This is a genomic window from Pseudomonas koreensis, from assembly GCF_012986595.1.
GTDB lineage: Bacteria > Pseudomonadota > Gammaproteobacteria > Pseudomonadales > Pseudomonadaceae > Aquipseudomonas > Aquipseudomonas koreensis.
On record NZ_JAAQYM010000008.1, the window covers coordinates 198625 to 210797 of the forward strand.

General features: G+C 57.8%; 15 protein-coding genes and 1 tRNA gene. 9 read left to right on the forward strand and 7 right to left on the reverse strand.

The window, feature by feature from the left end:
- Positions 1 to 364 precede the first annotated feature (364 nt).
- The 9 genes from thrS to HBN98_RS24310 all read left to right on the forward strand — a co-directional run bounded on the left by thrS (position 365) and on the right by HBN98_RS24310 (position 7817).
- Positions 365 to 2287, forward strand: coding sequence for a threonine--tRNA ligase (thrS, locus tag HBN98_RS24270; RefSeq protein WP_007961251.1), 1923 nt, complete (start codon positions 365 to 367; stop codon positions 2285 to 2287).
- A complete protein-coding gene (gene infC, locus HBN98_RS24275; protein WP_169843736.1) occupies positions 2287 to 2838 on the forward strand; it encodes a translation initiation factor IF-3 in 552 nt (183 codons plus the stop codon). The genes thrS and infC overlap by 1 nt, the downstream gene beginning before the upstream one ends.
- Positions 2839 to 2898: 60 nt before the next feature.
- On the forward strand, positions 2899 to 3093 hold the full coding sequence (gene rpmI / locus HBN98_RS24280; RefSeq protein WP_002553160.1) for a 50S ribosomal protein L35: 195 nt from the start codon (positions 2899 to 2901) through the stop codon (positions 3091 to 3093).
- Positions 3094 to 3121: 28 nt separating this feature from the next.
- Entirely contained in the window at positions 3122 to 3478 is a 357-nt protein-coding gene (gene rplT / locus HBN98_RS24285; protein ID WP_007913489.1) for a 50S ribosomal protein L20, read from the forward strand.
- Positions 3479 to 3587: 109 nt separating this feature from the next.
- Positions 3588 to 4604: a phenylalanine--tRNA ligase subunit alpha gene (gene pheS, locus HBN98_RS24290; protein WP_083368494.1), complete on the forward strand. Its 1017-nt coding sequence runs from the start codon at positions 3588 to 3590 to the stop codon at positions 4602 to 4604.
- A 26-nt stretch (positions 4605 to 4630) separates the two neighbouring features.
- The gene (pheT, locus tag HBN98_RS24295; protein WP_083368495.1) at positions 4631 to 7009 is read left to right on the forward strand and encodes a phenylalanine--tRNA ligase subunit beta; all 2379 of its coding nucleotides are present in this window, start codon (positions 4631 to 4633) and stop codon (positions 7007 to 7009) included.
- A gap of 3 nt (positions 7010 to 7012) precedes the next feature.
- On the forward strand, positions 7013 to 7315 hold the full coding sequence (gene ihfA / locus HBN98_RS24300; RefSeq protein WP_002553164.1) for an integration host factor subunit alpha: 303 nt from the start codon (positions 7013 to 7015) through the stop codon (positions 7313 to 7315).
- Positions 7296 to 7652 (forward strand): MerR family transcriptional regulator, encoded by a 357-nt coding sequence (locus HBN98_RS24305; RefSeq protein ID WP_003179985.1) that lies wholly within the window; start codon positions 7296 to 7298, stop codon positions 7650 to 7652. Before ihfA ends, HBN98_RS24305 begins: the two co-directional genes overlap by 20 nt.
- Before the next feature lie 88 nt (positions 7653 to 7740).
- Positions 7741 to 7817: transfer RNA gene (locus HBN98_RS24310), tRNA-Pro, on the forward strand.
- Between the two features lie 100 nt (positions 7818 to 7917).
- On the opposite strand, the gene HBN98_RS24315 is transcribed toward HBN98_RS24310, so the two are convergent.
- From HBN98_RS24315 to HBN98_RS24350, 7 genes are all read right to left on the reverse strand, one after another.
- A complete protein-coding gene (locus HBN98_RS24315) occupies positions 7918 to 9030 on the reverse strand; it encodes a tyrosine-type recombinase/integrase (RefSeq protein ID WP_083368496.1) in 1113 nt (370 codons plus the stop codon).
- A complete protein-coding gene (locus tag HBN98_RS24320) occupies positions 9030 to 9242 on the reverse strand; it encodes a hypothetical protein (protein WP_083368497.1) in 213 nt (70 codons plus the stop codon). The genes HBN98_RS24315 and HBN98_RS24320 overlap by 1 nt, the downstream gene beginning before the upstream one ends.
- A gap of 44 nt (positions 9243 to 9286) precedes the next feature.
- The gene (locus HBN98_RS24325) at positions 9287 to 9781 is read right to left on the reverse strand and encodes a hypothetical protein (RefSeq protein WP_083368498.1); all 495 of its coding nucleotides are present in this window, start codon (positions 9779 to 9781) and stop codon (positions 9287 to 9289) included.
- Positions 9782 to 9835: 54 nt separating this feature from the next.
- Positions 9836 to 10144 (reverse strand): hypothetical protein, encoded by a 309-nt coding sequence (locus HBN98_RS24330; protein WP_186352913.1) that lies wholly within the window; start codon positions 10142 to 10144, stop codon positions 9836 to 9838.
- A 5-nt stretch (positions 10145 to 10149) separates the two neighbouring features.
- Complete coding sequence (locus tag HBN98_RS24335; protein WP_083368500.1) at positions 10150 to 10485, reverse strand: hypothetical protein; 336 nt, start codon at positions 10483 to 10485, stop codon at positions 10150 to 10152.
- Between the two features lie 49 nt (positions 10486 to 10534).
- Positions 10535 to 10864 carry a hypothetical protein gene (locus HBN98_RS24340; protein WP_083368501.1) on the reverse strand — a complete coding sequence of 110 codons (330 nt, stop codon included), beginning with the start codon at positions 10862 to 10864 and terminating at the stop codon, positions 10535 to 10537.
- A gap of 596 nt (positions 10865 to 11460) precedes the next feature.
- On the reverse strand, positions 11461 to 12048 hold the full coding sequence (locus tag HBN98_RS24350) for a phiTE_072 family protein (protein WP_083368503.1): 588 nt from the start codon (positions 12046 to 12048) through the stop codon (positions 11461 to 11463).
- Between the last annotated feature and the right edge of the window lie 125 nt (positions 12049 to 12173).

Genomic DNA, 12173 nt, shown 5'->3' on the forward strand with positions numbered 1-12173 from the left:
TGATATCGGCGACGATTCTCAGCTTATTTGAGGCAAAGCGTATATCCCAAGTTCACTTTGCACCGCAAAAATGCGCGAATCACCGGCACATCAATTCGATGACGTCGATGGCCGCTCATCTGTGCTAGCATGCCCGGCTCAAGCGCTCTCAGGCTCCGGACGGCCTTCAGCCCCGGCAGCGGTCAGCGTGCGAAAAACCCTGATTTGAATCCCAGTCACTCTGGTTCGGTTTTCCGGTTGGCCGCAAGGCTCCTGCCGCTGTAAGGCAGGCGTTCGTCATTGAATGGCCTGGATCGGATCTTGTACTGGCTCATCCCAACCCACGTGACCTTTGGTAGGGGTCACCACTAGGAGAGGAGGCGCCATGCCAACTATTACTCTTCCCGACGGCAGTCAACGTTCATTCGATCACCCGGTTTCCGTAGCCGAGGTCGCCGCATCCATTGGTGCAGGTCTGGCCAAGGCCACCGTGGCCGGCAAGGTCAACGGCAAGCTGGTCGACGCCTGTGACATCATCGACAGCGACGCGACGCTGCAAATCATCACGCCAAAGGATGAAGAGGGGCTGGAGATCATTCGCCACTCTTGCGCGCACCTGGTTGGCCATGCGGTCAAGCAGTTGTACCCGACGGCCAAAATGGTCATCGGTCCGGTCATCGATGAAGGCTTCTATTACGACATCGCCTTCGAGCGTCCTTTTACTCCGGACGACATGGCCGCCATCGAACAGCGCATGCATCAGCTGATCGATAAAGATTACGACGTCATCAAGAAAGTCACTCCGCGCGCCGAAGTGATCGAAGTGTTCAAGGCTCGCGGCGAAGACTACAAGCTGCGCCTGGTCGAGGACATGCCGAACGAACAGGCCATGGGTCTGTACTACCACGAAGAATACGTCGACATGTGCCGCGGTCCGCACGTGCCGAACACCCGTTTCCTGAAATCCTTCAAGCTGACCAAGTTGTCCGGTGCCTACTGGCGCGGTGATGCCAAGAACGAGCAACTGCAGCGCGTCTACGGCACCGCCTGGGCTGACAAGAAGCAGCTGGCGGCTTACATTCAGCGCATCGAAGAAGCGGAAAAGCGCGATCACCGCAAGATCGGCAAGCGCCTGGGCCTGTTCCACACCCAGGAAGAAGCGCCGGGCATGGTGTTCTGGCACCCGAATGGCTGGACCCTGTACCAGGTGCTCGAGCAGTACATGCGCAAGGTGCAGCGTGACAACGGCTACCTTGAGATCAAGACCCCGCAGGTGGTCGATCGCAGCCTGTGGGAGAAATCCGGGCACTGGGCCAACTACGCCGACAACATGTTCACCACCGAGTCGGAAAGCCGCGACTACGCCATCAAGCCGATGAACTGCCCGTGCCACGTGCAGGTGTTCAACCAAGGCCTGAAGAGCTACCGCGAGCTGCCGATGCGTCTGGCCGAATTCGGTGCCTGCCACCGTAATGAGCCATCGGGCGCGCTGCACGGCATCATGCGTGTGCGTGCGTTCACCCAGGATGACGCCCACATCTTCTGCACTGAAGAGCAGATGCAGGCCGAATCCGCAGCGTTCATCAAGCTGACCATGGATGTTTACCGCGACTTCGGCTTCACCGATGTCGAGATGAAACTGTCCACTCGTCCGGAAAAACGCGTGGGTTCCGACGAATTGTGGGATCGCGCCGAAGCGGCACTGGCTGCAGCCCTTGATTCCGCTGGTCTGCCGTACGATCTGCAGCCGGGTGAGGGTGCGTTCTACGGCCCGAAGATCGAGTTTTCGCTGAAAGATTGCCTCGGTCGTGTGTGGCAGTGTGGTACCTTGCAGCTCGATTTCAACCTGCCTGTCCGTCTCGGCGCCGAATACGTCTCCGAAGACAACAGCCGCAAACACCCTGTGATGTTGCACCGTGCGATCCTCGGTTCGTTCGAGCGTTTCGTCGGGATTCTGATCGAGCACTACGAAGGTGCGTTCCCTGCGTGGCTGGCGCCAACCCAGGCTGTGATCATGAATATCACTGATAAACAGGCAGATTTCGTCGCTCAGGTTGAAAAAACTCTCAACGAAAGCGGATTTCGTGCCAAGTCCGACTTGAGAAATGAAAAGATCGGCTTTAAAATCCGCGAGCATACTTTGCTCAAGGTTCCCTATCTTTTGGTTATCGGAGATAAGGAAGTCGAGATGCAGACTGTCGCTGTGCGTACTCGTGAAGGTGCTGACCTGGGCTCGATGCCCGTCGCCCAGTTCGCTGAGTTTCTCGCGCAAGCGGTTTCCCGGCGTGGTCGCCCAGATTCGGAGTAATTATTATTAAGCGTGAAATGAGACAAGATAAACGAGCTGCACCGAAAGCCCCGATCAACGAGAATATCTCGGCACGCGAGGTTCGGTTAATTGGCGCTGATGGCGAGCAGATTGGCATCGTCTCGATTGATGAAGCGCTTCGTATTGCTGAAGAAGCAAAGCTTGATCTGGTAGAAATCTCTGCTGACGCAGTCCCACCGGTTTGCCGGGTGATGGACTACGGCAAATCGATCTTCGAAAAGAAGAAGCAGATTGCAGCAGCGAAGAAAAACCAGAAGCAGATTCAGGTAAAAGAAATCAAGTTTCGTCCAGGGACGGAGGAAGGGGATTACCAGGTAAAACTGCGCAACCTGGTACGTTTCCTGAGTGACGGGGACAGGGCCAAGGTATCCTTGCGATTCCGCGGCCGTGAGATGGCCCACCAGGAGCTGGGGATGGAACTCCTCAAGCGGGTTGAAGGTGACCTGCTCGAGTACGGTTCGGTCGAACAGCATCCTAAGATGGAAGGACGCCAGCTGATCATGGTCATCGCCCCGAAAAAGAAGAAGTAATCAACAGGGCACGGCAGGCCTTCTGATTATGTTTATCAACTGAATGCGGAGTATCCGAACATGCCAAAAATGAAAACCAAAAGTGGTGCTGCTAAGCGGTTTCTGAAAACTGCTAACGGTATCAAGCACAAGCACGCTTTCAAGAGCCACATCCTGACCAAAATGTCGACCAAGCGTAAGCGTCAACTGCGCGGTAGCAGCTTGCTGCATCCGTCTGACGTGGCAAAAGTCGAGCGCATGCTGCGCCTTCGTTAATTTTAGTCAAGAATAGAGGAAGTAACTCATGGCTCGTGTAAAGCGTGGCGTCATTGCCCGTAAGCGTCACAAAAAAATTCTGAAACTTGCTAAAGGCTACTACGGCGCACGCTCCCGCGTATTCCGTGTTGCCAAGCAAGCGGTAATCAAGGCAGGCCAATACGCCTACCGTGACCGTCGTCAGAAAAAACGTCAGTTCCGCGCTCTGTGGATCGCTCGTATCAACGCTGGTGCTCGTGTTAACGGTCTGTCCTACAGCCGTTTCATCGCTGGCCTGAAAAAAGCGTCCATCGAGATCGACCGTAAGGTTCTGGCTGATCTGGCAGTGAACGAAAAAGCGGTGTTTGCTGCGATTGTCGAGAAAGCTAAAGCCACCTTGGCTTAAGTACCCCCGACAATCACCCGGCCTCACTTCCGTGGGGTCAGGTGGTAAACGTCTTAAATAGGGGAAGAGCCTTCAAGCTCTTCCCCTATTTTGTATCTGGAGTCTGTACATGGAAAACCTGGATGCGCTGGTCTCTCAAGCACTAGAGGCTGTGCAAAGCGCTGAAGATATCAATGCCCTGGAGCAAGTCCGGGTTCAATACCTTGGCAAGAAGGGTGAATTGACTCAGGTGATGAAGACCCTGGGGAATTTGCCGGCAGAAGAGCGTCCGCAAGTCGGCGCGCTGATCAACGTTGCCAAGGAACGTGTCACAGGCGTTCTCAATGCGCGCATGGCTCTGTTTGAAGAAGCCGAACTGGCTGCCAAACTGTCTGCCGAATCCATTGACGTGACGTTGCCGGGCCGTGGCCAGACCTCCGGTGGTCTGCATCCGGTAACCCGGACTCTGGAACGTGTCGAACAGTTCTTCACCCGCATTGGCTACGGCATCGCCGAAGGCCCTGAGGTCGAAGACGATTATCACAACTTCGAAGCACTCAACATCCCAGGCCATCACCCGGCCCGGTCGATGCATGACACCTTCTATTTCAATGCGAACATGCTGCTGCGCACCCATACCTCGCCGGTACAGGTCCGCACCATGGAGTCCAAGCAGCCACCGATCCGCATCGTCTGCCCAGGCCGTGTGTATCGCAGCGACTCCGATATCACCCACTCGCCGATGTTCCACCAGGTCGAAGGCCTGCTGGTTGATCGCGACATCAATTTCGCCGATCTCAAAGGCACCATCGAAGAATTCCTGCGGGTGTTCTTCGAAAAAGAGCTGGCCGTACGTTTCCGTCCTTCGTACTTCCCGTTCACCGAGCCATCCGCTGAAGTCGACATGGAATGCGTGATGTGCAGCGGTAAAGGCTGCCGCGTCTGCAAGCAGACCGGCTGGCTGGAAGTCATGGGCTGCGGCATGGTGCACCCCAACGTGCTGCGCATGTCCGGCATCGACCCGGAAGAGTTCTCCGGCTTTGCCTTCGGCATGGGCGTCGAGCGTCTGGCGATGCTCCGTTACGGCGTGAACGACTTGCGTCTGTTCTTCGACAACGACTTGCGGTTCCTCGCGCAATTTCGCTAGTCGTAACGAATTCTTAGGAGAGCAGGATGAAATTCAGTGAACAATGGCTGCGTGGCTGGGTTAGCCCGCAGGTGAGTCGCGACGAGCTGGTTGCTCGTCTGTCGATGGCGGGCCTGGAGGTCGATAGCGTGACCCCGGCCGCCGGTGTATTCAGCGGCGTGGTAGTGGGCGAGGTGCTGAGCACCGAGCAGCACCCTGACGCCGACAAACTGCGTGTGTGCCAGGTCAGCAATGGCGCGGAAACCTTCCAGGTCGTGTGCGGTGCGCCAAACGTGCGTCCGGGCCTGAAGATTCCGTTCGCCATGATCGGCGCCGAGCTGCCGGGCGACTTCAAGATCAAGAAGGCCAAGCTGCGTGGCGTCGAGTCCAACGGCATGCTCTGCTCGCAAGCCGAGTTGCAGATCGGCGAAGGCAACGATGGTCTGATGGAACTGCCGGCCGATGCGCCGGTGGGCGAAGACTTCCGCGTGTATCTGGACCTGGAAGACGCCAGCATCGAGGTCGACCTGACCCCAAACCGCGGCGACTGCCTGTCGCTGGCCGGTCTGGCCCGTGAAGTCGGTGCGCTGTATGACGCTCCGGTCATCCGTCCGGTGATCATGGCCATTCCTGCCGTACACGATGAAGTGCGTTCGGTGGAAGTGCTGGCGCCTGCCGCCTGCCCGCGTTACCTGGGCCGCGTTATCCGCAACGTAGACCTGTCCAAACCGACCCCGCTGTGGATGGTTGAGCGTCTGCGCCGCGCCGAAGTGCGCAGCATCGACGCTGCCGTCGACATCACCAACTACGTGATGCTCGAGCTGGGTCAGCCGCTGCACGCCTTCGATCTCGCCGAAATCAATGGCGGCATCCGTGTGCGCATGGCGGAAGAGGGCGAGAAGCTGGTTTTGCTCGACGGTCAGGAAGTCAGCCTGCGTAGCGATACGCTGGTGATTGCCGACCACACTCGCGCTCTGGCAATTGCCGGCGTGATGGGTGGCGAGCACAGCGGCGTGTCCGCGACCACGCGCGACGTATTTCTGGAAAGTGCGTTCTTCGACCAGATCGCTGTGGCTGGCAAGGCGCGTTCCTACGGCCTGCACACCGACGCTTCTCACCGTTACGAGCGTGGCGTGGACTGGCAACTGGCCCGTGAAGCCATGGAGCGCGCCACTGGCCTGCTGCTGGAGATCACTGGCGGCGAAGCCGGCCCGATCATCGAAACTGTCAGCGAGCAGCACCTGCCGTCGATCGCGCCGATCACCCTGCGTGCGCAGCGCATCACCCAGATGCTGGGGATGGAAATGGATTCGGCGCAGGTCGAGCGTCTGCTCGGCGGCCTGGGTCTGAACATTTCCGCTGACGGTGCAGGGCAGTGGCGCGTAGAAGTGCCAAGCCATCGCTTCGATATCAGCCTGGAAGTTGATCTGATCGAAGAGCTGGCGCGTCTGTACGGCTACAACCGTCTGCCGGTCCGTTACCCGCAAGCGCGTCTGGCGCCACAAGCCAAGGCTGAAGCGCGCAGCGAATTGCCTGAACTGCGTCGCCTGCTGGTCGCCCGTGGTTATCAGGAGGCAATCACCTACAGCTTTATCGATCCGAAGCAGTTCGAACTGTTCAATCCGGGCGTCGAGCCGCTGTTGCTGGCCAATCCGATTTCCAATGACATGGCTGCCATGCGCTCGTCGCTGTGGCCGGGTCTGGTCAAGGCGTTGCAGCACAACCTGAACCGTCAACAGGATCGCGTGCGTCTGTTCGAAAGCGGTCTGCGCTTCGTCGGTCAACTGGAAGGCCTGAAGCAAGAGCCGATGCTGTCCGGTGTTGTCTGTGGCAGCCGCCTGCCGGAAGGCTGGGCGCAAGGTCGCGACACGGTCGATTTCTTTGACGTCAAGGCTGACGTTGAAGCGGTGTTGGGCTTCGCCGGTGCACTGGATTCCTTCACTTTCGCCCCGGGCAAACACCCGGCGCTGCACCCGGGTCAAACCGCGCGCATCGAACGTGACGGGCGTGAAGTCGGCTTCATCGGTGCAATCCACCCTGAATTGTCCAAAGCACTCGGCCTGGATCGTCCGGTCTTCGTCTTTGAGCTGGTTCTGGCGGAAGTGGCGTCCGGAAAAATGCCGCAATTCCATGAGTTGTCGCGCTTTCCTGAAGTGCGTCGTGACCTTGCATTGATCGCGCACAAAGACGTCGCGGCCTCGGCCGTGCTGGACGTAATCCGTGAAAATGCAGGTGAATGGCTCACGGAGCTCAGGCTGTTTGACGTGTATCAGGGTAAAGGTATTGATCCTGATAGAAAAAGCCTTGCAGTTGGCTTGACCTGGCAGCATCCATCGCGCACTCTTAATGACGATGAGGTGAATTCGACGACGCAAAATATCCTCACCTCGCTCGAACAAAGGTTGAACGCCACGTTAAGGAAGTGACGTATGGGGGCTTTGACGAAAGCTGAGATGGCGGAACGTCTGTATGAAGAGCTGGGCCTGAACAAGCGGGAAGCCAAGGAATTGGTTGAACTGTTTTTCGAGGAAATCAGGCACGCTCTTGAAGACAACGAGCAGGTCAAATTGTCCGGTTTCGGCAATTTCGACCTTCGGGACAAACGCCAGCGGCCTGGCCGCAACCCGAAAACGGGGGAAGAAATCCCGATCACGGCTCGCCGTGTGGTCACCTTTCGTCCAGGGCAGAAGTTGAAGGCCCGAGTTGAGGCTTATGCTGGAACCAAGTCATAACGACGAACTACCCGTCATCCCGGGCAAACGCTACTTCACCATTGGTGAAGTCAGCGAGCTGTGTGCGGTAAAACCACACGTGCTGCGCTACTGGGAGCAGGAGTTTCCTCAACTCAACCCCGTCAAACGCCGCGGAAACCGCCGGTATTATCAGCGCCAGGATGTGCTGATGATCCGGCAGATCCGCGCGCTCCTTTACGATCAGGGGTTTACCATCGGCGGCGCACGCCTGCGTTTGTCCGGCGATGAAGCCAAAGACGACACCACCCAATACAAGCAAATGATCCGCCAGATGATTGCCGAGCTTGAAGATGTACTGGTGGTGCTCAAGAAATAAAAAGCTGCGTTTGAATACTTCCAGTTTTCAAACGCTTGCGATATATTCTTGAGCGTTCTTCGAGGTGAAGAGCAGGTTTCAGACCAGTCGGGGCGTAGCGCAGTCCGGTAGCGCACTAGCATGGGGTGCTAGGGGTCGAGTGTTCGAATCACTCCGTCCCGACCATTATTCCTGAGTAAAATCAGACACTTAAGCCGATCATCTAGATCGGCTTTTTTGTGCCTGCGCAAAACCCGCGCAAAACCCGCGCAAAACTTGCGCAAAACTACCCGGTGATTTCGCTGATATTGAGGTCTGGAATTGCCTCCGACCAGACGATTTCGGCGTGGTCCTTCTGGTAGTTTTTGGTCATAGTTTCGCTGGCGTGGCCGGCGATCTTCTGCCCATCTTTTCCGGCCTTCTGGTACAGGTGCAGCGACAGTGCCCGCACTTCATGGAAGCCTGGCATTTCCTCTTCCTTCCATCCCTTGTAACAACCCGCCGCTTCCCGGGCCTCCTTGAAGGCTCGCGTCAAATATCGTTCTTCGACCTGCGTCCAGTGATCCTTCGTCTGCGCCTGCTTCTGCTTTTTGCGGTCTGGCCGGCGGTGAATCAGGTAAGGCGAGACGATGTCATCCCGGCACCGGCTGATTACCGCTTGGAGTTCTTCGGTCACTTTGAACCGGATCCACGCTGCATCGCTGGCTTTGGCCGTCTTCTGTTGCACCACATACAGGAACCCTTCCCGAACCCCGTCGAATCGCATGTTGAGAATGTCGGTTCGCCGCTGCGCGGTGATCAACGCCAAATCGATCGCGTTCTGCAGCCAGAACGGCGACTTCTCCCGAATGGCTTTCAGGCCATCGACGGTGTGCCGCTTGCGTTGCTTCTTCTCGATCCGGTTGATGGTGCTGGCCGCCGGATTGTCCGGGCACAGGCCTTTGGCAGCTGCATGGTTGAAGATGTCGATCAGCAGGGCGCGGCACTGGTTGGCAGTGCGCGGCGTGAGAGCGTCCAGCATCTCGGCGATCATGCGGATCGTGATCTGGTCGACGGCCTTGCCTTCGAACTGTTTCCGGAAGCGGCGAAAGTGCACGGCGTACAGCCCGAGCGTGCCCTTGGCCAGTTCGCGCGGCGGTAGTACGTCACGCTCGTATGTGTCCAGGAAGCCGGCGAACGATTCCGACGTGCTGCCCATCACAGCGCCGACCAGGTCAGCGCCGCGCATGAACTCCAGATTCAACTGCTTCGCGGCATCGATCGCTTTGACTCGGTCGGTGCCGAACTGGAACCACTTACCGTCGGTAGGCCGCCGGTAGCGATAGGTCGAGCGCCGCGAATCGAAGTACAGGTTCTGCGGGAGGCTCTTGTTCGCCTTGTTGCGCGGCCGTGGGACCATCATGCAGCTCCTTTCAATACCATCGCGACCAGATCATTGCCGTCTGACCGGCTGAACGCTGTCCAATCAACGTACCAGAGTTTCCCGATCTGCTCGCCGGGCACCTGGCCGTTGCGGATGTAGTTGCGTATCGCTTGGGGGCAGGGTGGTGTGCCGTTTTCACCCCAGCGCCGGCGCTGGAATTCACTGATCTTGATCAGCTCTTTTTTCATTGTGATGCTCCATGCCGCGCGTGGCGGCAGAAGGTGGTGAAGGGTTATGCGCCGGCCTTGGCCAGGACTGCGTCGGCGACCGCCATTGCAGCTTGAGCGTCGTCCACGTAGGCGGGGTCGAATCCGCCAGCGAGATGGATGGTTGCTTGGCAGGCGCGCAGGTTCTCGCGGTTGAGCTTCAGCGCGGCGACCAGCTCTTCGTGCAGTCCGCGCTCCTCGCGACCGATATCCCAGAATCGCTGGCCCCAGTGCCCGGCCGGTGGCGGGTTTTTGTTCTGCGCGCCGAACGCCAGTGAACCGACAACAGAGTTCAGCAGGTCGCGCTTGTAGCCGTTGTCGCCGTCGATGCTCAGGCCGTGCCGGCGCAGGGTGGAAACCACCTCGTTCAGGTCGATTCCTTTGTCCTGCAGCACGATGTCGAGTTCTGGTTTTTCGGGGGTGTAGATGGTCAGGCAGAGCTTGGCGCCGTCTGGCAGACAGGCGCTGATCTTCTCCAGCGCATCGCTTGCAGTTTCATGAAAACGGTTCAGAGCGGACATACAAATTCCTCGCCCGCCGTACACCGGCAGGCTGTTGAGTGGTCAATTTAGGGTTTACAACTGGATGAGTTCGGCGGGGACGCTCACCGTGGCGCCGCGCTTGGCGAAGACCACGGCGCGGAACACCGCAATGGTTTGGGTTTCGCCGGACTGGCGGTTGAACGGGTCGTTCGCCATGTCGGCCAGCCACGGGTGCCGGTGGCCAACATCGACCCAGACGCCGTACTTCGTGATCAGCTGCTCGGCGTCGGGCAGGGCGAAGAGACCCAATTGGCCGGCGGCGGGCTGCTGGTCACCCTCGATCGCGTCGATTGCCCAGTCCAGCGCCGGGCCGGTCAGTTCTTCGGTGCGAACGCTGACCATGCTGCTCACGGCTTCCAGCGCCTGCCAACGCGATAAACCGTCATCAGGTTGTGATGGAGCGGCACCTTGAGCACATGGTCGAAAAACTCACCCTTGCCGGAGATGAAACCAGTTGGCACTTTGGTTCCTCCGGTGCCGAATTCTCGCCAGCATTCTTCGCCGCCGTTCTTGTCCCAGTAGGCGCGCTCGCGTTTTGGAATCTCATCGTAGGTTTTTTCGAATACGGAGATATCCGGGATATCACAGATCCGGCGCCATGCTGGATTGCGCTTGCACCAGTCGGCGGCATGCTGAGCGGCTTGATCGACAGAATAAAATTCTTTCCAGGTTTGTTCGTTCATCGCCACGGCCCCTTGTAGATGAGGTAGGCCATGTAGAGCGGGGCGAAGATCATGGCTTCACCTCGCGACGCGCCCACCAGCAGACCGGGCCATTGTCAGTGTCGTGGATCGAAAGACAGAACCAGCCTTCGCCGTCCGGCTTGTCCGGATCCCAGTAGCTGCAATCCGAATCGCCCGCGTCGAAGTAGCGGTCAGAGACTGTTTGGTCGCTGTGGTGTTCGAGCTCGACCATTTTCACCTGCAGGCCCTGCTCGATGACCCAGGCCTTGCACTTGTCTCCGTCACCATCATCGAAGTCGGGCAGGTCGGGATGCTGAAACATGCCGTCCTCATCGCGAACGACCGGAGCTGGTTGGATCAATTTGATTTCTTCAGACATGACTTCGTCCTTGCCGCTATAGCGGCTGACTTGAAGGGAGAGGTGTGTAAGGGAGCTTGTGTGGAGTCCCGTGTGAGGAATTGCTAATGTGCTGGGTACCGACGTTCACGGACTGAGCAAATGGAAACCAAACTATCTAGGCGTACATTGCTACTCGTCCCCCTCCTTCTGTTTTGCGGACAAGCCCAGGCTCGCGGTGGAAGAGGCGGTCGTGGATCCCGCTGGGGAGGGCGTGGTGGGAGAAGCGGGAGTGGCAATGGATTTTTGTGGTTCCTTGGCATATGCGGAGTATTTTTCGTCTTCGTTCAACTGAGCTCTTGGAAGAAGGCCCGGTTAGATGCTCGTAACCAAGCTGCAGAGGCAGCCCGGCTTGAAGAAATCGAACGCTTAAAACCGCCTAAAGCTGACTGGGAGAGGCTAGGGTTGTGCTTGCTTTGTGGCAGCCCCATGGCTCTTCGAGTCACGAAAGTTGGTAGGCGGCGCGGCACTAAATTTTTGGGGTGTACGTCCTACCCACGGTGCATAGGAACCCGAAAAATTACAGCAGGAATTTCCCGGTAGTCAGTCGGGCGATCCGGGTTTTTGTTAGCCGAGGATTACATCAAGCAGGCCTGCTTCTGCGGCTGTTCTTGGCACAGCGCCTGTTGCACCGCGAGAATGATTCGTTCGAGGTAGGCGTAGTCGGGATTTGGCTCAGTGGCATCGTTCGTCACGTGCCACCACTCGTCGCCGAACAGCCTGGTCATCAGCTCGCTGTGGACGGCGTGCAAATGCTCAATCGATGGCGATTCGCGCAGATCCTCCGCCTCGTCGAACATTTCGCGCGCTTCGTCCGGCGTGTAGCAGAATCGACGTCGTTCTTTCAGCACCAGGCGCTGCGCTTCGTTCGCGAGAGCATCACCGCTGAATTGCCGTGATCTCAAAGCTTGGTCGAAGTAACCGATGATGTAGCAGGTGCTCAGCTCGCAGAAAAACTGCGCAATGGTGTGGCCGTCCCACATGCCACCCCAGTAAGCCGTCCAGCTCTTGCCCCAGCAGCTGACCGTGATCTTGCCTCGTTTTGGCGCCAGGTCTTCGAGAAACACGGTGATCTGGTCGAGGCTCGGCGCTCCGGTGATCACCAGCTTCGTGACTGTCGAGCGCTCAACCTGCAGCGGTACTGCCGGATTGTTTTCTGTGGGCATGGAGCGTCCTATGCCGGGGCATGCCCGGGCGGTGGAGAGTTATAATGCGAGGATAGGAAATTGTTGACTGCCTAAAAGCCGTTACAGTTGCATTGTGCTGGAATAGTACATTTTGAAAAGTTAAG